The sequence below is a fragment of the Cecembia rubra genome (assembly GCF_003014575.1).
Taxonomy (GTDB): domain Bacteria; phylum Bacteroidota; class Bacteroidia; order Cytophagales; family Cyclobacteriaceae; genus Cecembia_A; species Cecembia_A rubra.
Genome location: NZ_PYGF01000001.1, coordinates 463069 through 486046 on the forward strand (window position 1 = coordinate 463069; position 22978 = coordinate 486046).

General features: G+C 38.4%; 16 protein-coding genes. 10 read left to right on the plus strand and 6 right to left on the minus strand.

Annotation, left to right across the window (positions count from 1 at the left end):
* Window positions 1-28: 28 nt before the first annotated feature.
* Window positions 29-454: a hypothetical protein gene (locus CLV48_RS01875; protein ID WP_106565533.1), complete on the plus strand. Its 426-nt coding sequence runs from the start codon at window positions 29-31 to the stop codon at window positions 452-454.
* 355 nt (window positions 455-809) lie between these two features.
* Here CLV48_RS01875 and trpS read toward each other — a convergent pair whose 3' ends face one another.
* Window positions 810-1784 carry a tryptophan--tRNA ligase gene (gene trpS, locus CLV48_RS01880; RefSeq protein ID WP_106565534.1) on the minus strand — a complete coding sequence of 325 codons (975 nt, stop codon included), beginning with the start codon at window positions 1782-1784 and terminating at the stop codon, window positions 810-812.
* A gap of 73 nt (window positions 1785-1857) precedes the next feature.
* Between trpS and CLV48_RS01885 the strand changes: the two genes are divergently transcribed.
* The 3 genes from CLV48_RS01885 to CLV48_RS01895 all read left to right on the plus strand — a co-directional run bounded on the left by CLV48_RS01885 (window position 1858) and on the right by CLV48_RS01895 (window position 4064).
* The gene (locus tag CLV48_RS01885) at window positions 1858-2949 is read left to right on the plus strand and encodes a DUF1573 domain-containing protein (RefSeq protein WP_106565535.1); all 1092 of its coding nucleotides are present in this window, start codon (window positions 1858-1860) and stop codon (window positions 2947-2949) included.
* Window positions 2950-3074: 125 nt separating this feature from the next.
* A complete protein-coding gene (locus tag CLV48_RS01890; protein ID WP_106565536.1) occupies window positions 3075-3332 on the plus strand; it encodes a YtxH domain-containing protein in 258 nt (85 codons plus the stop codon).
* Between the two features lie 177 nt (window positions 3333-3509).
* Window positions 3510-4064, plus strand: a complete 555-nt coding sequence (locus tag CLV48_RS01895; RefSeq protein ID WP_106565537.1) for a hypothetical protein — start codon at window positions 3510-3512, stop codon at window positions 4062-4064.
* Between the two features lie 13 nt (window positions 4065-4077).
* Here CLV48_RS01895 and CLV48_RS01900 read toward each other — a convergent pair whose 3' ends face one another.
* Window positions 4078-4710 (minus strand): response regulator transcription factor, encoded by a 633-nt coding sequence (locus CLV48_RS01900; protein ID WP_106565538.1) that lies wholly within the window; start codon window positions 4708-4710, stop codon window positions 4078-4080.
* A gap of 1 nt (window position 4711) precedes the next feature.
* Entirely contained in the window at window positions 4712-6535 is a 1824-nt protein-coding gene (locus tag CLV48_RS01905) for a sensor histidine kinase (RefSeq protein WP_106565539.1), read from the minus strand.
* A gap of 256 nt (window positions 6536-6791) precedes the next feature.
* On the opposite strand from CLV48_RS01905, the gene CLV48_RS01910 reads away from it, so the two are divergent.
* The 3 genes from CLV48_RS01910 to CLV48_RS01920 all read left to right on the plus strand — a co-directional run bounded on the left by CLV48_RS01910 (window position 6792) and on the right by CLV48_RS01920 (window position 13559).
* The gene (locus tag CLV48_RS01910; protein WP_146140058.1) at window positions 6792-7238 is read left to right on the plus strand and encodes a hypothetical protein; all 447 of its coding nucleotides are present in this window, start codon (window positions 6792-6794) and stop codon (window positions 7236-7238) included.
* 379 nt (window positions 7239-7617) lie between these two features.
* The gene (locus CLV48_RS01915; protein WP_106565541.1) at window positions 7618-12537 is read left to right on the plus strand and encodes a PKD domain-containing protein; all 4920 of its coding nucleotides are present in this window, start codon (window positions 7618-7620) and stop codon (window positions 12535-12537) included.
* Window positions 12534-13559 (plus strand): PorP/SprF family type IX secretion system membrane protein, encoded by a 1026-nt coding sequence (locus CLV48_RS01920; protein WP_106565542.1) that lies wholly within the window; start codon window positions 12534-12536, stop codon window positions 13557-13559. Before CLV48_RS01915 ends, CLV48_RS01920 begins: the two co-directional genes overlap by 4 nt.
* Before the next feature lie 551 nt (window positions 13560-14110).
* Here the strand turns inward: CLV48_RS01920 and CLV48_RS01925 are convergent.
* Window positions 14111-15319 carry an acyl-CoA dehydrogenase family protein gene (locus CLV48_RS01925; protein ID WP_106565543.1) on the minus strand — a complete coding sequence of 403 codons (1209 nt, stop codon included), beginning with the start codon at window positions 15317-15319 and terminating at the stop codon, window positions 14111-14113.
* A gap of 291 nt (window positions 15320-15610) precedes the next feature.
* Between CLV48_RS01925 and CLV48_RS01930 the strand changes: the two genes are divergently transcribed.
* Both CLV48_RS01930 and CLV48_RS01935 read left to right on the plus strand, forming a co-directional pair.
* Window positions 15611-16573: a tryptophan 2,3-dioxygenase family protein gene (locus CLV48_RS01930; RefSeq protein WP_106565544.1), complete on the plus strand. Its 963-nt coding sequence runs from the start codon at window positions 15611-15613 to the stop codon at window positions 16571-16573.
* Between the two features lie 272 nt (window positions 16574-16845).
* Window positions 16846-18429: an NAD(P)/FAD-dependent oxidoreductase gene (locus CLV48_RS01935; protein ID WP_106565545.1), complete on the plus strand. Its 1584-nt coding sequence runs from the start codon at window positions 16846-16848 to the stop codon at window positions 18427-18429.
* A gap of 323 nt (window positions 18430-18752) precedes the next feature.
* Here CLV48_RS01935 and CLV48_RS01940 read toward each other — a convergent pair whose 3' ends face one another.
* A complete protein-coding gene (locus CLV48_RS01940; protein WP_106565546.1) occupies window positions 18753-19952 on the minus strand; it encodes a Gfo/Idh/MocA family protein in 1200 nt (399 codons plus the stop codon).
* 195 nt (window positions 19953-20147) lie between these two features.
* Here CLV48_RS01940 and CLV48_RS01945 point away from each other — a divergent pair, with 195 nt between their 5' ends.
* On the plus strand, window positions 20148-21512 hold the full coding sequence (locus tag CLV48_RS01945) for an exonuclease domain-containing protein (protein ID WP_106565547.1): 1365 nt from the start codon (window positions 20148-20150) through the stop codon (window positions 21510-21512).
* A gap of 3 nt (window positions 21513-21515) precedes the next feature.
* Here CLV48_RS01945 and CLV48_RS01950 read toward each other — a convergent pair whose 3' ends face one another.
* Window positions 21516-22904, minus strand: coding sequence for a glycoside hydrolase family 30 protein (locus tag CLV48_RS01950; RefSeq protein WP_106565548.1), 1389 nt, complete (start codon window positions 22902-22904; stop codon window positions 21516-21518).
* Between the last annotated feature and the right edge of the window lie 74 nt (window positions 22905-22978).

The following is a 22978-nucleotide window of genomic DNA, read 5'->3' on the forward strand; positions in this document are numbered from 1 at the left end:
TACCTTCGTATTTTAACTTATAACTGAAATGGATTACAACAAACTGGAAGAAGACCTGGCAGCGATTGTAGAAAAGAGAATTGCACTGAGTAAAATTTCATATGATCACGCCTCTTATGATGATATTGAGGAAGAAATGCATGATTTGGAAGATGACTTCAACGATGAATATGGAGATGAATTAGAAGCAATTCTTGAAAAAATTTATGCACAATTGAAATCAGATAATGAAGTTTTGCTTCCTTCTGCTTACTTGGCTAATGAATATCATACTATGATGCCAGATGCCTCTGGAAAAGTCACTTATGAAGTTATCGGCAAGGAAGGAGTACCGGTAGAGTCTGAACAATTTGACAAAATGGATGTCCGCCTGGTTTTGGTTCCCAATCCGGCAAGGTTTGTCTTGCAGATCAATGGAAAATCGATGAAAGATCTTTGGGTAGCAAAGAAATAGACCTTATTTTATCAATGGCAAAAATGTAGCTCACCCTGAGATTTTAAAATGTTTACATTTTCCGAATTGGAATGTCATCATGTTTCCAACGTCATTCTGAGTTATTAAAATTTGGCATTTAAAGATCATAAAATGACAAAAGGTTTCACGCAGCGATCACCGCGAGAAATGGCGATTTGTCATTTGTAGGCGCAGCCTGCTGAATAGAAAGCCTGCCCCATTGCATTGTAGGGGATCTCCACTATTTTTGGAGACCCCCCGACAAGATCGGAGCAGGCTTTCGCTTTGCTCAGGGTGAGGGGTCCGGTAATTTGTTTTGGTTTTCATTGTGTTTCTGATCAACCAAAACAACAATTTATAAAAAGCCCAATTTTTCTCTGACCTTATGGAGGATATCCTTGGCAATTACACGGGCTTTTGCTTCCCCTTCTGCCAATTTTGCTTCCAGTTCATGAGGGTGTGACATAAAGTAATCAAATAAGCGTCTTTCTTCAGCATATTTGGATAAAATCAGGTCCAGGAATTCTTTTTTAGCATGTCCATAGCCAAAGTTCCCTTCCAGATATTTGGATCTGAGCGCTGCAGTTTTTTCAGGACTTGCCACTAACGAATACAATTTGTACACATTACAGGCGTCTGGATCTTTGGGTTCTTCCAAAGGGGTAGAATCTGTTACTATGCTGTTGATGTTTTTCTTAAGTTCTTTTTCTGGCAGGAAAATATCAATGTAATTGTTATAGGATTTGCTCATTTTTTGGCCATCTGTGCCTGGAATGATCATCACCTCTTCTGAAATTCTCGCTTCAGGAATGGTCAAAATATCTTCTTCCACTTTGTGGTTGAAGGAGCTTGCAATATCCCGGGTAATTTCAAGGTGCTGCAATTGATCTTTTCCTACAGGAACAATATTTGCAGAATACAAAAGAATATCAGCAGCCATCAGTACAGGATAAGTAAATAATCCAGCATTGACATCCGCCAAACGGTCAGATTTGTCCTTGAAGCTATGGGCATTGGCCAACATAGGAAAGGGAGTGAAACAGCTTAAATACCAAGTGAGTTCAGCTACCTCAGGAATCATTGATTGTCGGTAGAACACTGTTTTGTTGATATCAAGACCAAAAGCCAACCAGGCAGCAGCAACAGCCAGGGTGTTTTCCTTTCTCAGTTCCCCATCTTTAATAGTAGTCAGGGAGTGGAAATCTGCAATAAAAATAAAAGACTCATTATTATCTTTTTTGGTGAGCTCTATCGCCGGTACGATAGCGCCAAGTATGTTCCCAAGATGGGGTCTGCCCGAACTCTGTATTCCTGTTAGTACTCTCGCCATTCCTAATTAATTTTTCGCGCAAAATAAATAAATAAAGGTACAATTCGCTTAAAATTTCACGTTATTTGCCCATATGAAGCAGTACATTTATTTATTAATCTTAATTCCGTTTTTTATCGCACTGAGTTTACCACTTGAAGCTCAGAATATTGACAGAAAGTTATTGACCTGGGAACAAAAAACCATTCATATTGGAGCTGTATTGGAAGAAAAGGGCCCTGTTGAAACTACTTTTTATGCTTTGAATAGTAACAGAGAAGGCATCATAATTACAGATGTGATTACTGACTGTGGCTGTACTACAGTGGATTACAGCAAAGATACACTTCATCAAGAACAAATCGCATCTGTACAAGTAAGGTTTGATCCTGACCATAGAGGAGGTGAATTTTCAAAAGTTATTATTGTCAGGACGAATCAGGATATTTATGGAGACACACTTTACCTTGAAGGAATCAACATGCCAGTGGCGGAAAACGTTGAAATGGCTTATCCAATTAGGAAAGGACAGTTAGGATTTAGGCTACCGGGTATCAATCTGGGAAATGTTTTTACCAATGAACCAAAAATCAGATATGTAGAGGTCCATAACTTTGGAAAAGAAGAATTTTCATTTTCTGATATGCAGCCTCAACTACCTGATTATTTGACTTTTCGGCTTGAACCTGAACGGATTCCATCAGGTCAAAGGGGAGTATTGGTAGTAAATTATGATGGGCAAAAGAAAAATGACTTAGGTTTTTTTGATGAGAATATAAAGTTAAACCTTAGCGAAGGTGAAGAATTGGAATTGAGAATCATTGCAGTAGTTTATGAGTATTTTGCACCAATCCCGAAGAGCATGGAAAATATAGTGCCCCGGTTAACTCTCTCCGAAAATGAAGTGGATTTAAAGGAGGTTTCGGCAGGGAGAAAAGTACAAAGAAACATTACTCTCAGCAATCAGGGACAAGATGATTTGGTGATAAGAAAAATCACAGGAAACTGTGATTGTCTATCCTTTAACTTATCTAATAAAATGATTAGACAAGGAGCAAGAGCAAATTTAGAGTTTGAATTTGATACCAAGGGTAGAAGGGGTATAGATCATAAGCATATTACAATATTCAGTAATGACCCTATCAATCCCGTAAGGACAATTACCATAAAAAGTAATATAAAATAAAACTGAATGGTTGTTATTTTCGTACAAATGGTATAGAAGTTGATAGATAATAACTGGTATCAGATCCTATGTGTACTCTGAATCCCACATCTTTACTTAATTGTTCACTTTAAAAATTAACAACTATGAACGCTACAAAATTTATTCTAGGTGCTTTAGTTGGCGCTGCAGTAGGTATTCAAATCGGCATTTTAGTTGCCCCGGATAAGGGTGAAAATACAAGGAAAAAAATCACCAAAAAGGGCGGCGAATATATGGATGATTTAAGTGTTAGACTTAATGGTTTTTTTGATAATATGACCAAAAAGGTTTCCGATGTCAGTGATGAGGTAGATAAATTGGCCAAAAAAGCAAAAGCTGAGGTCAATAAAGTTACCCATTGATCTTTGAATATGTTCAAGAAGGGAGGCAAAAGCCTCCCTTTTTTATTTTGCTATCGGAGATAAGGTTAGATTTTGGGAATAATGTTTAAAAAATACCCCGAATAGGGTATTTTTCCCAGTCAAAATTATGGTTACTTTAGATGCTTCATATTCTAAAGATTATTCCCTATTTGAACTATGTTTTCAGAAATTGTATTGCCATCTTCGGAATTAGCTGATTTTGTCAAGGGCTATTATTTAGTCAATGTAGAAAACAATGATGAAGAAGCCTGTTTGAATACCTTTGAAACTGGGATATCCTTAGGTGTTCCCTTAGGAAGGCCTTTTTTCTATTATGCAGGCAAAACTTTGGATGAGTTTGAAGAAGTGCCCTACAAAATTTTTGATAAGCCCTTACTTTTTTGGGATAGTAAATCAATTGAATGTTTCAGTGTTCTAGGCAATGCTAGGGCTGTTTTTATCGTTTTGACAGACTTAGGAATAGAAATGTTTTTAAATGAAAGACAACTGGTTTGCTCAGAATCCGTCTTCCCAATCAACAGAATAGGTATTCCGATATTCAATTTGATTGTTAAAAGGAAATTACGCCTCAATCATGATAATTTTGAAGGAATAAAGATAATTGAGGATGAATTAATCCGATTTTTTAAAAGATTTTCCAAAGATGGTAGCACAGATGGTAAAATGGAAATTGAACAAAACGACAATGGAGGTTTTCCATTTGTTTCCTAATTTGAGGAACATTTCAGGTTTTGTTTTTTGCCATAAGCGCTGCCAATTGAGCTGTATTATTTAACCCAAGTTTTTGAAGTACATTTCTTCTATGGGTATTAACAGTAAACTGGCTCAAGAACAGCTTTTTAGAAATTTCCTGAGAGGTATAACCTTCAGTAATCAGGTAGGCAATCTGTTTTTCCCTACTGCTTAAAATGGAAAGCTTTTCATCCTCAGAATTGGAAATGGGCCCCTTTTTAAGTGTTTTTCGCGATGGAATATAAGGTCTGCCCAACAAAACTTCATCTATTGCTAAAAACAGCTCATTTTTATCAATGGTTTTTGGAAGAAAACCCATGATTCCAAAGGATTTGCAAATTTCAATTAAATCGGGATGGTCTTCCATAGTTAGAAAAATAATTTTCACCTCAGGTCTTTTTTCGATCATTTTCTGAGCAAGATTTAGACCTTTCCCGTCAGGTAGAAAGTAATCCAATAACACTAATTCCGGTTTTTTTTCAAGAAATAACTTCCAACCATCATTTAGATTTCCGGTATTACCCAAATAATTGATTTTTTGGTTTTCTTTTAACATGGAGCGTAGCCCCTGAAGAAAGATCATATGGTCATCAATATGGATCAATCCTACTTTTTTAGCTGTCATTTTAATTGGATTCGACGGGTAATTGTATGATGATGGTTGTTCCGTTTGGATTGGAATCCAGGTTAAATTGCCCCTTTAGGTATGCTACCCTGTTTTTAATATTGGATATTCCGATTCCTCTATGCTTATTTTCCAAATCTATACCTATTCCGTCATCTTCTACTATAAGCTCCAATATATTCCCTTTTTGGATAATTTGTAGCATAATTTCTTTTGCCTGTGCATGTTTTAACACATTCTGGAGTAATTCACTACATATTCTATATACCATCAAAGCCAAATTGGAAGGTATAGGCGTTTTTATCTTATAATAAAAATTTGTTTTGATGGCATGGTTTTCTTCAATAAACCTGAGCCTGTTTTTTAAAATTGTCTCAAGTCCAAGTTCATTTAAATGTGAAGGAGCAAGGTCATGGCTCAGGGCTCTGGATTCTTTGATGCTTTCTTTTACCAAACTTTTGAGTTTATCCAAATTCTGGGCCTGATCTATATCCTGTGAAAGTCTATCTGCCAGTATGTAAATACTGGCTAGCTGGCCTCCTAAACTATCATGTAAGTCACGTCCAATGCGGGTTCTTTCTTCCTCCTGCACTTGGATCAACTGATCTGCCAGTTCTTTTTCTTTTTGGATAATTTGAAGGCCAAGTTTTTCCTTTTCTCTTTTAAAATCAGCCGTCCTGCTCGCAAAGGCTGCAGTTATAAAAATTGTTTCACCCAATAATGAAAATGCACCTCCAAAATCAAAAATAAAACTGGATGTTCCAAAATATACACCATAATGGTTCAGCTGTGTGAAAATGCTGAAAAGTACCATAATGGATATACCAGCTAGATAATAACCAGCGTAGGGCACTTTATTTTGAATTTGACGGATAAGATATGCCAAAACCAGGAAAACCAATAAAATGGAAAGGCCAAAAGTCAGCTTCAGGAAAAAGATTTTGTCCTGAACAGGTAGTTCTAATTCGTTAATAGATAGTGTTTCCCAAATGAGAAGAAGATGTATGGCAATAAGGATCCATATACTCCACACGAGTATACTTTTTTTATTTTGGGGAGGGAAAAACCTTAATACTAAAATCAAGAAGAACATATTGGTCATAAGATTGAAAAAAGGCCGGGATTTTCCTGCCCATCCAATAGATTCTGGCCACAGAAACTGGAAACCAAGTCCCCAATGGCTGATATACCAAAGCATAATGCTGATAATAAAAAGTGCATAAAATAGAGCTCCTGATTCTTTAAGCTGAAAAGCCGTAAATACTGCAAAAATCAGGATGATGATCATCCAACCTAAGATAAAGCCCAGAAGCAGGTTTTCTAAAATAGTATTATTTACAAATTCTAACTCACTCATGATGCTAGGTTGTAAAATATTGGTTTCTCCCGACTTGTCCACCAAAAGCAGGATTTCCAATTTTTGTCCAGGGTCAATTTTTAAAGGTACTATTAGGTCTCTGTTGATAATAGGCCTTTCATAGAATGGATGTCGGTCTCCCAATATCAACTCTGGATAGTCATTATTGTCAAAGTAGACTTTCAAAAGGTTGATATGGGGATTTTTCAGGGTAAGATAATAATTGACTTCAGTGTTACTATTGTTCTCAAACTCTGTATAAATCCACCAAGGAGTAGGGCTTATTCCTTTATTAATAGGCCCAGAACTCTGAGGAAGTGAATCCATAGCCTGCCAGATAAAATTGGCATTCTCACCATGATAAGGTATTGATTTGTAGGTTAAGCTATCGTCATAGGTACTGTTGCATGATAAAAAAAAATAAGCTAAGAATATAAGGGTCAGGAATTCTTTAAAATTTTTAAGCATTTTTACCAAACAAGATTGGTTTAGGGAATTTGTACCTAATTAGGCACTAATATAAGAAGTAATTCTTTTGAAAAATACCCATTTTATGGTATTTAAAGTACAGCTAATTATCACTAATTTTAACACTTCAATATTCCTTATTCCCAGCCAATAAATGACCGGTCAAGACTTTTTATTAACCTCCTCTGATTTAAGCGAATTCGTAACAGGGTTTTTGCATTTTAAAGGAGAATATAAAAGCCCTTATCAAATTCCAATGTATGAAAATAGCTTATGCATAGGAGTTCCTTTGGGAAAACCTTTTGACCTGTATTTGGGAGGTAATGATTTAAATGATGAATCCATTTATATTGAATCTTTTGACAAGCCTTATGTGATCAATGCACTCGAGGGAGTACATCATATTTGGGTAAGTGGAAATATTAGTTTAGTCATCCCTGTTTTTACCGCTAAAGGGACTGAAATACTGCTTCAGAACTTTGTTATCCATCCTAATCAAAATATCTATCCCTTATCAAGAAACGGACTGCCAATTTTTAACCTCTTGGTCAGAAAGCAGCTTCGCGGCATACAAAGTGACCAGGAGGGTTTGGAAATTGTGGATAAGGAATTAGCGAGGTTTTTTAAGAAGTATATGTCCAAAGAACCGCATTCCAATAATGAAAATGAAAGGATCTTGGGAGAGGAAAAAGAGGTGTTATAACTAAATCTGGAGATAGAAATTCATCTTTTCAAATGTTAAGACAATGTGGCCAGATGGACAGCATTCAGAATTAGGCATTTGTAATTGGAAATCCATATTGTTATCTGAATGAAAAAATTTCTCAAAAAACGCCAGCACTTTGGTAAATAGGTTTCATTGTAATTTTTTCTAGTTAAAATTAGCTTTTGTTAAAAAAAACAAATTACTATACTTGAAATACAGATTTTTTTGTTTTAATTGTATTTTCGTCTATTAATGTAGATATTCTTGTTTTTATTTCGATTAACCTAATGAAAAGCCTTTGTATAGTTTCAATTTCCCCAAGCCTTGGCTGTGCTTTACAAACTTGTTGCTTATTAGGTAATTTGTTTTACTTAAAATGGAAATTAGAAAATCATTAATTTTTAGTTTTTTAGCCTTGGTTTTTATCCTGACAATATTCAGGTTAACCGCTATTGTCGGTACCTCAGGCTATATTTTCCCAAAAATAGCAGAGGAAGATCCTGTTGCTGATTTTACATTTGATCCTGAAGTCCTATGTGCCGATCAGGCCATAAAATTCACCAATACTTCAACAGGAGATAGTCTCAGCTATGAATGGAATTTTGGAGATGGTAAAACTTCAACTTTAAAAGATCCTAGCCATATTTTTTCAACAGTAGCAGGAGGAGGAACTCAAACCTTCAATGTAAAGCTTACAATAAAAGACAAAAGGGATAGTGTGAGATCCATTACAAAATCTGTCACAGTAAATCAGGTCCCATCTATGGCTGTAGGTTCTGATAAGGGTAGCGTCGATTTTGAAAACCTTTCTTATTTTATTCTTTGCGAAAACAGTTCTTCTGTTTTTACTTTTTATAACAATTCCACAACAAGAAGTACCAACGTCTTATATGAAATTGATTGGGGTGATGGATCAACACCATTTAGTGATTCAGATTGGACAGAGCTTTCCCATGAATACGATAGAGGCATTTATGATATCACTTACACCATTACTTCAGCCAATGGCTGTAAATTCACTAAAAAATATGGGGTTTTTGTAGGAGGAAATCCAGCTGTAGGCTTAGGTAATCCGGGAAACACCAATGTTTGTGTGGGGTCACAACTTACCTTTCCTATCACGGGTACTGAAAATAACCCTGAGGGAACCCGTTATTTTGTGTTCTTTTCTGATGATTTCAACAATCCCCAAATTTTTGAACATCCTGCTCCTCCAACGGTTACACATACTTTCGGGAGTGGTTCTTGTAGTTTTTTTGCAGATGGTTTCAATAACTCTTTTTCAGTGAGGATTATTGCAGTCAATCCCTGTTCTTCATCTGCAGCTACAGTAGTGCCCATATACGTATCTGAAAATCCAAACCCGTTGATTGATCTTCCCAAAGATCCAGTTTGTAAGGATGTTGCCGTTCAGATCAGAAATAGAAAAGAGGAAGGAAAAGAAGTGGCGACTAATGGGCAATGTTCAGACCCAAGGTTTGTCTGGGAAATTTCCCCGGCCACAGGATGGGTATTGGATGGTGGAAGCTTGGGCACCATTAACAATCCAAGCTCCCCTAATTCCTGGGTATCTGGGACAGAGTTTATTTTCCCAAGATTCACTGAAGCAGGTACATACACGATCAAATTGACAACGGGAAATAGGTGCGGAATCAAATTTAAAGAAGAAACCATTTGTGTAATTCCGGAGCCTGTTCCTGATTTTCAATTGGACAATATTTTGGTGTGCGCTCCCGATATCGTGGAAGCCACCAATACTTCAAATGTCCTTGGGGCATGTGATCTTGACTTTTTCCAATGGTCAGTGGCCTATAATGGGGGCAATTGTGGCCCGGGGGCTGATTGGAAATTCGCTGAAGGAAATGCGCAATCTCCCAATGCAAAATTTGAATTTATCAATCCTGGAAGATATACCATTACCTTGACTGCCTCTACCTCCTGCGGTACTTTCTCAAAAAGTCAAGAAGTGGTGGTCTCTACACCTCCAATAGTTGAAATCAACAATATCCAAGATCTTTGTGTCAATGGATCAATTAGTCCAAGTGCTAATGTAAGGGCCTGCGATGATGGGCAAATCAGCTACAAATGGACTTTTGAAGGAGGAATCCCCAGCTCTTCCGAAGAGGAGGTTCCAGGACAAATTTTATTTGATAGCCCTGGAGAAAAAATCATTACCCTGGAAGTAAGCTCTTCCTGTGGAACAACGATAAAAACACAGTCCATCAATGTCAACCCACTTCCTCAAGTAGATGCAGGTGCGGACATTGAGATTTGTGAAGGGGAATCACTTACTTTAAATGGGACAGTCTTGCCGGTGGGAAATTACAATTTTCAATGGACAGCTGATCCTGTTTCAAATATTATTGGTGCAAATACCTTAACGCCAACAATATCTCCCCGGGTGAATACCACCTACACCCTGAGGGCAAGAAATACAGTGACAGGCTGTGAGGAATTTGACCAGATAACAGTAACTGTGATACCTGCCCCGGTGGTGGTTTTTGATATTCCCAATCAGGTAATCTGTTCGGGGGAAAGCACTTTGCCTGTCAATATTTTCTCAGATCCAACAGGAGAGCAAATAAAATGGACCGTCAATGGAAACGGAATTGCCGGCCTGAACATTTCAGAAGGGGAGAACCTTATACCCTCTTTTACCTTGGTAAATACCTCCAACTCAGCAATTGAGTTGGTATTCACTGCCCAGATTGTCAAAGAAGATGCAGGAAACTGTACTTTGACTCCAGGAACTTATGTTATTACCGTAAAACCGGAACCTTCCTTTAAAGATGAGACTTTAGAAATATGCAGTGAACAGGACTTTTCTTACATTCCAGAAGGATTTGTTCCCGGCACTACTTTTCTATGGACATCAGCAGCACCTAATGGAATCATTGGAAACACCAATAATACCACAGTCCAACAAGCGGCTGTGACTGATAAACTGATCAATGAGACCAATGTTCCTTTAGAGCTGTTATATACCATCACACCCTTCCTTGGCGGTTGTTCCGGTGATCCCTTTCAGTTGAGTGTGACAGTATTGCCATCACCAGTTGTTGATTTTTCAATACCAGATCAGATCATTTGCACTGGTGGATTCACCGAAGAAGTAATTATCAGTTCAGATGTAGAAACAGCCCAATTTACCTGGACAGCCATAGCCAATGGAGCATTAGGCGTCATCCCTTCTGGTGTAGGCAATCTGATACCTGTCCAACAGATTATCAATCCAAGCCAGAATCCAATTATTGTTAGATTTGAGGTCTTTGGTAGCGTATCAGGTGAAAACAGCTGTGCGGGCCTGCCTAAAATTTACCGAATTACAGTCAACCCTTCTATTTCCCTGGTTTCTGAGGTTTCTGATTATTCCGGATTTCAAATCAGCTGTACAGGGGCAAATGATGGTTTTATCCGATTGAATCCAAGGGGAGGTAGTGGTAATTATACCTTTACCTGGACTGGACCAAATGGGTTCAAATCCAATCAAAAAGATATCAACAATTTACCTCCAGGTAATTACAGTGTATTGATCGAAGACGAATTTGGGTGTAGTCTGGAAAAGGATTTTACTTTGGTAGAACCCAGTCCTTTAGCTGCCGAATTGGCTTCCACCAGGGATATATTTTGTTCTGGAGAGTCAACTGGTCAGATTTTCATCAAAGTTTCAGGTGGAGTCTCAGCATTTCCTTACCAATTTAACTGGTTTAGAAATGGACAGCCTTTCAATGCCACAGGACAGAATTTAATAGACGTTCCATCAGGAATTTATGAAGTTGAGATAGCTGACCGGAATGGATGTGTGATTGCTCTTGGACCGATTGAACTCATCCAACCTGAACTCCCATTGGTGATTGGTTTTGAAAAAACAGATATTTCCTGCTATGATGCCAATGACGGATTTATCAAACTGGATATTCAGGGAGGGGTTCCTCCTTTCCGAATAGCATGGAACAATAATTCCACAAGGGATGAATTGAATAATTTGGGGCCTGGTAACTATACGGTACAGGTAAGTGATCAGGCAGGATGTGTGAAGACCCAAACCATTATCATAGAGGACGCACCACTTTTCAGAATTCTTCCTGAAGTGAGGCAAATCTCCTGTTTTGGTAAAAAAGATGGATATATAAAATTGAATTTCGAAGGGGGAGTGGGTAAGCCCATCGTCTTGTGGAATAATGGGGAGGATCGAAATGAGTTATTTAACCTAGGTCCGGGCACTTATAGTGTTTTGATAAAAGATGAAACAGACTGTGAGATCCGCAGCACATTCAACATAGTAGAACCGGCAGAATTGCTGATAGAGCCACAGATATTTGATGCCATCGATTGTATTAATCCTCAAAGTGGATCCATCAATTTAGGAATTTCAGGAGGTAGGCCACCCTACACTTATGTTTGGAGCAATGGTCAAACTTCCTCTAATCTCACAAATATTCCTGCAGGCCAATACAATGTGGTAGTAAGAGATGCTTCCGGATGTGAAATCAAAGGAACATTTGAAGTAAAAAGACCGGCACCATTAGCCATTACCTCAGTAAGGAGAACCTTTATTGCCTGTGATCCCCGTCTGATTGAAGAAGAAATTCAGGTCAGTATTTCAGGAGGAGTTGCCCCTTATAGAATTAACTGGTCAGGTGGAAAAGTCTCACAAAACGGTCAGGTCATGAACACAACCAAGGCAGGTTTATATACGGTACAAATCACCGATGGGGCAGGATGTACAACTACACAGTCTTATGAAGTCAAAAACTTAGATGTGCTTCCTGATTTAGCCATTCAGTCTCTGGCATTTGATCAGTATAAATCTTACTTGGTGAACTTTGAAATCCAATTCTGGAACAGGTCATTCGGTGAGATAGCTGGGTATTATTGGGATTTTGGGGATGGTAATTTCAGTACGGAGGAAAATCCTAAACATTCCTATTTAAAAGAAGGAGAATATGAAGTGATACTTAAAGTCACTGATATATATGGTTGTGTTTCAGAGGTAAAAAGTAGGATAAAAGTTTTTGACTATTTTCTGGTTATGCCCAATGCTTTTACTCCCAATGGTGATGGAGTCAATGATTATTTCTTTCCAAGATTTATCAATATCGCTTCATTGGAATTTTGGGTATTAAATAAATGGGGGGAGACAATATTCTACACGGACGACAAAGACTCCAAAGGATGGGACGGTACAGTTGGGGGCAAAGAAGTCCCAGCTGGAAACTACTTGTACAAGTTGAGCTTTAAGACACTTGATGGGAGAAAGCAGGATAAAACAGAGGTATTCTTATTACTCAAATGATAAAAAATTCACAAATCATTTTATTCGTCTTGTATTTCCTTTGTTCCGCAGTATTCGGGCAGGATTTCCATTATTCCCAGTTTTATGCAGCTCCTTTGTATTTGAACCCTGCAATGGCCGGTAGTACGGAACTCTCTAGGGTGGGTATCAATTACCGAAAACAATGGCCTGGCCTTGCCCATGATTTCAATTCCTATTCCGCATATTTGGATCACTATAGTTATGACCTAAGAAGTGGAATGGGTATAGCTGTGAACAGTTTTCAGGAATCCAATATGAGAATCAATACTTCTGATGTTTCCTTTTTTTATGCCTATAACCTAAGGTTGTCCGAATCCATGAATTTCAGGATGGGTAGCCAAGTTGGGATATTCAGAAGAAGCACGGCTTTGGATAACATCCTATTTGGTGATCAGATAGACTTGTTCAATAGAACGGTGAATCCCACTTCCATTGATGATATTCCAAATTTTGAACCTTATACCTACCTGGATATTTCTTTTGGAGGATTGCTTACAGGAGAGACCTTTTGGTTGGGGGCATCAGCCCACCATGTCAACCGGCCTAATCTCAGTTTTTTTCCGGACAATGAAATCGGTTACCTTCCCGTTAAATGGAGTGTGCACGGTGGTTATACCATTCCTTTGGGAACAAATGATTACTTCGGTTCCAAATTTGACAATCAGGTTTCTATATTGCTCAATTATAAAAACCAGGGGCCTTTTCGGCAGTTGGACATAGGTTCACAGTTTATGTACAAAAATGTGATTTCAGGAATCGGTTATAGGGGTATTCCAGGGGTGAGGAGTATGCCCAACCAGGACTCCATTATTTTCCTATTGGGTTTGGCCTTGGAAAATGGTATGGTTATCGGTTACAGTTATGATTTCATGATTTCTAATGTAGGTACACAGACCAGGGGAGCCCATGAAATTTCTTTGCGCTACCAATTTTTGATGGGCGATCCCAGAAAAAGAAACCAGAGAAGCAGGGTCTTGCGCTGTTTTGATTATATGATGTAATTTTTTGCTTTTAGGGTTGTAGTTTTTGTAATGCTTATGGCTGATCCAAAGGATGAGGCTGTCCTCGAGTTTGTCAATGTTGCCATAGTTCGCCTTCAATTGTATGTGGGGAGTAGTTTCCATAGTTCTAATTGTTGTAATGGGTCAGCATCGCAGTACGATGGTTATCATTTTTGTCGTAGTTGTCTTGGTTATCCCTTGAAACTTTTATCATTTAAACACTTTTCACTTAGATACAAGTAGATCTAAAAAACTATAATCTGATTTTTTATCACAACTTGTCCCGGATTCGGGAGAGAAACATAGCCCCACATAGTTATCCCTGATATCAACCGCCTGATTTTAAACACAAAGGATTGGTAATGGGTCACCTATGTTTTCTATGATCATTATGTGGTTATATATTTTTTTCACCACAAAGAAAAATAGATCAAATTGTTCTCCCGGGTTTGATCAATCTTATTTCTGAACAACAGTCAAAAAAAAGACCACCGAGGTTTCAAAAACCTCAGCGGTTCCAGTCTTATTTCTTGAGTCTTGTGTCTTAAGTCTTACTTAAACGCCGGAATACCCGTAATTTCATGACCCAAAATCAACAAATGTATATCATGGGTACCCTCATAAGTCACCACAGATTCAAGGTTCATCATATGTCTCATAATTGGATATTCGCCGGTGATACCCATACCACCATGGATCTGTCTGGCCTCCCTCGCAATTTCTAAAGCCATAGCCACATTGTTTCGTTTGGCCATGGAAATCTGAACAGTAGTAGCTTTGCCTTCATTCATCATTAAACCCAGTTTCCAGTTTAATAATTGTGCCTTAGTAATTTCGGTAAGCATTTCAGCCAGTTTTTTCTGGATCAATTGGAATGATCCGATGGGTTTGTCAAATTGAATCCTTTCCATGGCATATCTTCTGGCAGAATCGTAGCAGTCCATGGCCGCTCCCACAGCTCCCCAAGCAATACCATAACGGGCTGAATCCAGGCACATCATTGGAGCACCCAAACCGTTTTTTCCAGGCAAAAGATTCTCTTTTGGCACTTTTACATTGTCAAATACCAATTCACCAGTAGCTGATGCCCTTAGCGACCATTTACCATGGGTTTCTGGGGTAGAGAAACCTTCCATGCCTCTTTCCACAATCAAACCATGAATTCTTCCTGCTTCATTCTTGGCCCAAACCACAGCGATATCTGCTTTTGGAGAATTGGAAATCCACATTTTGGCACCGTTCAACAAGTAGTGGTCACCCATATCCTTGAAATTAGTCACCATCCCTGAAGGATTTGAACCAAAGTCAGGTTCAGTCAAGCCAAAGCAACCCAGCATTTCTCCGGATGCCAGTTTGGGGAGGTATTTTCTTTTTTGTTCCTCAGAACCAAATTTGTAAATAGGGTACATTACCAGGGAGCCCTGTACTGAAGCTGTAGAACGCATGCCTGAATCACCTCTTTCGATCTCTTGCATGATAAGGCCATAAGCAATGTAGTCCAAACCACCACCGCCATATTCTGCAGGTATCTGTGGACCAAAAGCACCCACATCTCCAAACTTCTTTACGATTTCATAGGGAAAATGGGCTTTTTGCGCCCAGCCTTCGATATAAGGACTGATTTCTTTTTTAACAAACTCCCTGATCGAAGAACGGATCAATTTATGCTCCTCGGACAATAGATCGTCCACACCATAAAAATCAACCCCCTCAAAAAGGTCCTGTTTCATTGATTTCTGCACTTCGGAAGTATGCGCCATAACTGTTTTGGTTTATTGCTAATTAAAACGGATTTTTACAGCTTGTAAACCATATTATGAATTAGTTTTCGTAGTCAGGGCTGGCCACACAAAAAAATCAGTCACTTTAGAGATTAAGCCATAGCAATGCTATACCGGATTCGAAATGTGAAGAATTAAAACAAATGATTTTTATGTGTTTTCAGCATGTCTTAGAATTTCTAATGCATATTTTGGGTTTATTCTGTATTCCTGCCTGAAATAAATAAGATCCCACTTAAAAAACTACCTTATCGCGTAAAAAATTAGCATATGAGCCCAGCACATTACCCAAAAGACGTAATAGAGAAAATAGAGCTGCTTCAAGAGAAATTTAAAGCATCCGGACAGGATCTTTCTTCTTATTTGGAAGGTCTATTATATGCGGATTATATGACCTATTGGGATTATATCAATCTGGATATTCTTCTTTCCCTTCAACAACCAAGGACCTCATTCAAAGATGAAAAGATTTTTATTATCTACCACCAGATTACTGAGCTGTATTTTAATTTGATCATTTGGGAGCTGGAACAGATTGCAGATAAGAAACCAATTGATGCCAAATTTTTTAAGGAAAGGTTGGATAGGGTGATCATGTACTTTGACCAGCTGATATCATCCTTTGCTGTCATGTGGAAAGGCATGGAAAGAGAGCAATTTTTGAAGTTCCGAATGTCCTTATTGCCTTCCAGTGGTTTTCAAAGTGCCCAATATAGAGTTATTGAACTTCAGTCAACTGATGTGCATCAACTAATTCACATCGATAAAAGAGAGGATCTGATGGGAGAAAGGGATCCAGATGTGATTTTTGACAACCTCTATTGGCAGCATGGTGCTAAGGAATTAGCCACAGGGGAAAAGACTTTAACATTGAAATCATTTGAGAAAAAATACAGTAAAGATCTGAAGGAGCTGATTGAAGTCTACCATAACAAAAATATCTGGAGGAAATACCTGGAATGTTTAGACAAAGACGAGGAATTAAAGCAAATGTTAAGGTCATTAGATTTGAAGGCCAATGTATTTTGGCCTTTGGCCCATTACAAATCTGCTGTCAGGTACCTTCAAAGAGACCCAGTGGATATTGCCGCTACAGGAGGGACAAACTGGCAGAAATACCTGCCTCCAAGGTTCCAAAAAGTCATTTTCTTTCCCGAACTTTGGAGCCAGAAAGAAATGGATGAGTGGGGCAAAGGATGGGTGGTGAAGGAAGTGTTTGGGAATGAGGAATGAGGAAAGTCGGATTTCGGATTTCGGAGGTGGGAAGTGGAAATTTTGAACTATTGAGAAGTTAAGGGAATTAAGGGTTTCATCAAGTACTTGGTGTTGTCCGGTGTTTTTAGTTCGGGACGATAAAGCCTGAGATTGCAGCTCCAATGAATAAACTTCCTTTATTCCTTCATGTTGAAACTTTCGAAATCTTATGTCTTGAGTCTTGAATCTTGAGTCTAGTATCTAATCTCTAGCATCTCGCTTTTAAATTTTAAGGATAAATACCTTACCTAATGAAAAAAGAACTGCAATTACAGCTGAGCCCTGAAGAGGCTTATGATGAAGTAATGTTCCAACAAGTGGCGCTGAAAAAAGCTGGTTTATCCGCTGATAATGTTCAGGCTATTGCCCGACAGACCAAAAGATCCATTGATGCCCGAGGAAGACAGGTTAGGGTCAATGTCACTGCTGAGATTTTTGTCAATGAACCGCTGACACCACTTTTACAAACCCCTAAGGCCTATCAAAACGTTTCGAATAAGGAGCAATTGATCATAGTAGGAGCAGGTCCTGCGGGTCTTTTCGCAGCACTCCGTGCTATAGAGCTTGGCATCAAACCTATAGTGATCGAAAGGGGAAAGGATGTGCGGGCAAGAAGAAGGGATTTAGCTGCCATCAACAAAGAACATATTGTCAATCCTGAATCCAACTATTGTTTTGGAGAAGGGGGAGCAGGCACATATTCAGATGGAAAATTATACACCCGCTCCAAAAAAAGGGGAGATATCAGAAGAATCATGGAGATATTTGTTGCCCATGGTGCAACAGAAGATATTCTAGTGGACGGACATCCCCATATTGGAACCAATAAACTCCCCAAGTTAGTAGCTGAACTCAGGGAAAGTATCCTCCTGGCAGGAGGAGAGGTTCTCTTTGAAACCAAGGTGGTAGATTTCATTTTGGAAGCTAATGAGATGAAGGGAGTGGTGACCCAAGATGGCGAAAAGATCAAAGGCATTGGGGTAATTTTGGCCACAGGACATTCAGCAAGGGATATTTTCCACTTGCTCAAACACAGAGGTATCCTGATAGAAGCTAAGCCTTTCGCATTAGGTGTAAGAATTGAACATAGCCAAAATTTAATTGACAGGATTCAATACCATTGCGAGGTGGATAGGGGACCTTATTTGCCTGCCTCCTCTTATGCTTTAGTACAGCAGACTTATTTTCAGGGTAAACAACGCGGAGTCTTTTCCTTTTGTATGTGCCCGGGAGGTTTTATTGTACCAGCAGCCACCTCACCTGGAGAAATTGTGGTCAATGGAATGAGCCCCAGTAGGAGGGACAGTAAATTTGCAAATTCTGGTATGGTTGCAGCAGTTGAATTGGATGATTTACCTCATTATCAGAAATATGGTCCTTTGGCGGCAATGATGTTTCAATCAGATGTGGAACAAATAGCCTGGAAATTGGGGGGCGAGTCCCAAACTGCTCCTGCCCAACGCATGATGGATTTTGTCAATAAAAAGGTTAGCGGTTCTCTTTTGGACACATCTTATCAACCTGGATTGAAGTCAGTAGATATGTATGAAGTTTTGCCAAATTTTATAGCAGAGAGATTGAGGCAGGGCTTCCTGGCTTTTGGTAAAACAATGAAGGGTTATCTAACCAATGATGCTCAGATTATAGGTGTAGAAAGCAGAACTTCTTCTCCTGTTAGGATTCCAAGAGACAGGGAGAGTTTTGAACACCCACAAGTGAAAAGACTTTATCCATGCGCTGAAGGTGCAGGTTATGCCGGGGGTATTGTATCCGCAGCCATGGATGGTGAAAGATGTGCGGAAAAATTGATTGCTCAGTATGTAAAATCTGTTTAAAAAAATCTTTGATTTTATTTTTGGTTTTAGTGGATGTTGAATGAAATCACTTTTGAGAGGATTTCAAAAGCAACATAGATATATAAAAATTTAAATTCTGGAGGATTATCAATAAAAAATACCACTTTTGTGGTATTTTTTATTGATGGTGAATTACCGATATTTACGTCAGTGTTTGTGCTTTGAATAAGCTATTTAAACAACATAGAGAGAACCAGCACTTTTTTTGAACTTACACTTGAAACTACCGGATCCATTTAGGATCCGGTTTTTCGTTAATGGCCAGCAATGTTTACATAACTTTATTTCTAATGCAATACGTTTCAAACCAAATCAAACTCTGGTTTCCAGTTCATTATTTTTCCTGTATAAATTGATTGATTGGCCAATGCAACTGTGATAGCAGTCTTACCACCGTTTATTGTGTTAGAATGGGGGAGTTCATTTTCTGTCAAACAACGGTAAAAATCCTCCAAGGCATAATAAGAACCATCCTTCGTTGGTTGATCCAGGATTTTTATACCTTTTTTGTCATTTGACCATGATAACCTTGTAGCACCAGAAACTCCGTCTACTTCTTCCAAGTGGGTTTTGGTGTCCGGCTCGGGATAAAAAATTCCTTCATTGGTAAGTAAGGATATCATTCCCTGACTTCCTTTTATTTTAAAGGAATAACCTTCATGCTGATTGGCGCATGTAGCCCCAAAATTTCCAACCATTCCCACATCCTCATAACGTAGAGTTACTTGTACATTATCGAAAGTTTCTCTCCCATCCTTATAATGGTCAATACCACCTACTCCGTAAATAGTACTAGGACGGGTTTCAAAAGCCCAATGTATGAAATCGATCTGATGGGAAAGCAATTCAGCCACAAGACCACCTGAATATTCCCTATACATTCTCCAATTGATCTTTCTTTCCAATTCAGTATTAGGTACTGGTCTTCTCCAATTATTGTTTCGGTCCCATCTGGCTTCAATTTGTGTCACATCCCCCAACCAGCCATTTTGAATCATCTCTTTTACCCTAAAATAAAGAGGGGAGTAGCGGTATTGATGGCCGATTTGTATTACTTGTTTTGCAAATTTTTTCTTTAAAGCATTAAGCTCCATAGCTTGATCCACATTGAATACCATGGTTTTTTCCAGAAAGAGATGCTTCCCTGAATCCAATACTGCCTTTGCATGTTCAAAGTGAAGGTAAAGCGGAGTGGCAACCAGAATGATATCCAAGTCCTTTTGGTCTAATAATTTCCTGAAATCCTGATAAAACTGAATACCATTGGGGTAATTTTTCCGGGCGTTTTCCAATCTTAATGGAAGATCATCACAGATAGCTTTTACAACAAATTTATCAGGCATTTGGCGTAAAACCTGGTGTAATCCTGAGCCCCTGTCTCCATATCCTAATATGCCGATCTGATAAACTTTATCCTTTTGCCATGCAGAAAGATTGGTAAAAGGTAATACTGTGCCTGCAGATAATAGGGAACTCAATTTGACGAAATCTCTTCTTTTCAAGGTTTATAGGTCGTTTTAGGTTAATTTTTTGTAATTTATTAAAAGTTTTGATTCTGTTATATTTCCTATTGATAAGCGCTAAAAATTGGAACAAGAAAGGAAATATTGTACAAAATAAGACATTTACTGACACTATTTTTCTACAGGAATGTTTTATTCGGAAAGCTTCTTTAAACTTGCTCCTGAATAATTAAAATGGAATTTGTAATCGTAGATATAGAAACCACAGGTGGGAATCCCAATCAGGGAGGGATAACCGAAATAGCTGCTATAGTTTCTGATGGACATAAAGTGCTTGACAAATTCCATACTTTGATCAACCCTCAAAGATTTATTCCCAATTTTATAACTGGATTGACTGGCATCAACCAAGAGATGGTGGAATCTGCCCCGACATTTGGGGAAATAGCTGAAGAGTTTTATGATTTTCTAAAGGGAAGAGTTTTTGTAGCCCACAATGTTAATTTTGATTACACCTTTATCAGGGAAGCTTTTAAGGTATGTGGACTGGACTTCAATGTTCCCAAACTGTGTACGGTTAGACTTAGCAGAAAAGCATTTCCGGGTTTAGGTTCCTATGGTCTGGGAAGGATTTGTGAGAAGCTTTCTATAACAATCAGTGCAAGACATAGGGCATTTGGAGATGCGGAAGCTACCGAACTCCTTTTTAGGAGGATTTATCAATATCAAAGTGAAATAATTCTCCAAAGTCTTAAAAAAGGAAATGGCGAAAGTTTCCTGCCTCCCCACATTACCCAAGAAAGGTATCAACAAATACCTGAAGCTACCGGGGTTTATTTTTTCCATGACAAAAATGGACAGGTCATCTATGTAGGAAAAGCACTGAATATCAAAAGCAGGTTTAAAAGTCATTTCTCGGGTAACTCCCGGGAAAAAATACTGCTCAAATCTGAAATTAATGATATCACTTGGGTATTGACAGGTTCAGAATTCCTTGCCTACCTATTGGAAACCCTGGAAATTAAAAGGATTTGGCCAAAATACAACAGGGCTTTGAAATACCAAAGCAGTAATTGGGCTTTGTTTCAATATGAAGATAGCCAAGGTTTTATACGGTTTCAGGTCAGTAAAAATAATAGTAAAATTCAAAATCTACTTGAATTTGATTCCCATTCGGAAGCTTGGAAGTATATCATGGAGCAAACTGAGCATTTTGAACTTTGCCCGAAATTGACTGGAATTCAAAAAACTGCCATGGAGTGTTATGATCATCAAATCAACAAATGTCTAGGTGCCTGCTGTGGCAAGGAAAAGGTAGAAGTATATAATAAAAGGGCCCAGAAATTTATTGACTCAATTCAATCAGAAAAAGGCAGTGTACTTATCAAAGAAAAAGGAAGATCGGTGAATGAAACCTGTGCATTGCTATTTGAGAATGGGATCCTTGCAGCATATGGATTTATTTCCCAAGAGGAGTATTTAGAAAACAATGAAGAAATCCTGAATAGATTGGAAAGGGTGAAACACATCCCGGAAACCAAGTACATTTTAAGGGCATTTTTACCCAAAATCCATTTCCGCAATATTATTCCTCTCTAATTCTCATTCAATCAAAAGGCTGATTACAGCACCAGGAGCTATTTGCAATGCAGCAGAATGTCCAGCATAGCTAACATTGAAATCCCTGTTTTCTTTGCTCTCATTTAGTATGATCAAAATTACCCCCCCATCTGGCCTTAAAAAGGCTACATTTGGAAGACCTTCAATCTCAGTAGAATCAATCCTTTTTGACCCTTGGTCAACGAATTTAGAAGCATGGGCCAAAATATAATAAGCAGGGTTTCTCGTAACTTCATCCCCATCTATGGTTATCCCACCTAAGCATTGACTGCAACCACCTCTATCAGTAAATGGCCTTAAATCAGGTGATGAACTTAGATTCCATTCCAAGACGGTCTTAGCCCAATTCTTAGTTGCTCCAATGATCAGATTCTTCACATGCCATACCAAGTCTCCTGCTAAATTCCCAGGTGCGCCAATCCATTGTTCTGTGAAATAAATATTTTTATCAGGATGTGCCCTGTGAACCTCTGAGAGTGCTTCTATCTTTCCGCCATATAAATGAAAGGCAGAACCATCTATCCATTTTTTTGCATCAGGATCATCCAAAATGCTGATAGGGTAATCAGGCCTGTCTGCATTGTGATCATAAATAATTATTTTAGTAGATATACCATGCTCCTTGAATTTTGGCCCCAAATGGTTTTTTATAAAATAACCTTGTTCTTCGGGAAGCATCAAGAGGCTGGGATTGTTACCTGGATGTAGAGGCTCATTTTGAACAGTTACTGCATCGATTATTATTCCTTCGTCCTCCATCTGTTTGATGTATTTGACAAAATAGAGGGCGTATGCATCATAATTTTCAGAAAGCAATTTACCACCACGTGTGTCTTTGTTGTCTTTCATCCAAGCAGGCGGAGACCAGGGAGAAGCCATTAATTTTATTTCAGGATTGATATCCAAAATTTCCTTCAGTATCGGAATTACATCATCTCGATCAGGCCCTAAATCGAATTTTTCCAGTTCCGGATCAATTTCTCCCTCTTCCAGGTCATGGTAAGAAAAAACAGTTTCATTTAAATCGGAAGCGGCAACTGATAATCTCAAATAATTGATACGGATACTATTTTCACCTGAACCAAAAAGTTCTTCCAAAATTGCTTTTCTCCCTTCTTCACTCATTCCTAATAAATGGATGGCTGATCCTTGGGTCAAAGTAAACCCGAAGCCATCCATTTCTTGATATTGCATTTCCGGATTAATTTCAATCACTGTTCCTGACGGGGCTGAATTGGAAAAGGAGACTTTATCCTGTTCCTGGAATAATATTCCACCTGTTGGATCGGTTAACCAAATTCTGGATTCAAATCCTACTTGGGTACATGCAGTGAACAAAAATGCGGCAAAGAGCAGAAATGGATTTTTCATTGGAAACTGAAATGATAAAGCAAAGGAAAATTAAACAAAATTTCCATTGTTTTTTAAAAATGTCCATAATTATA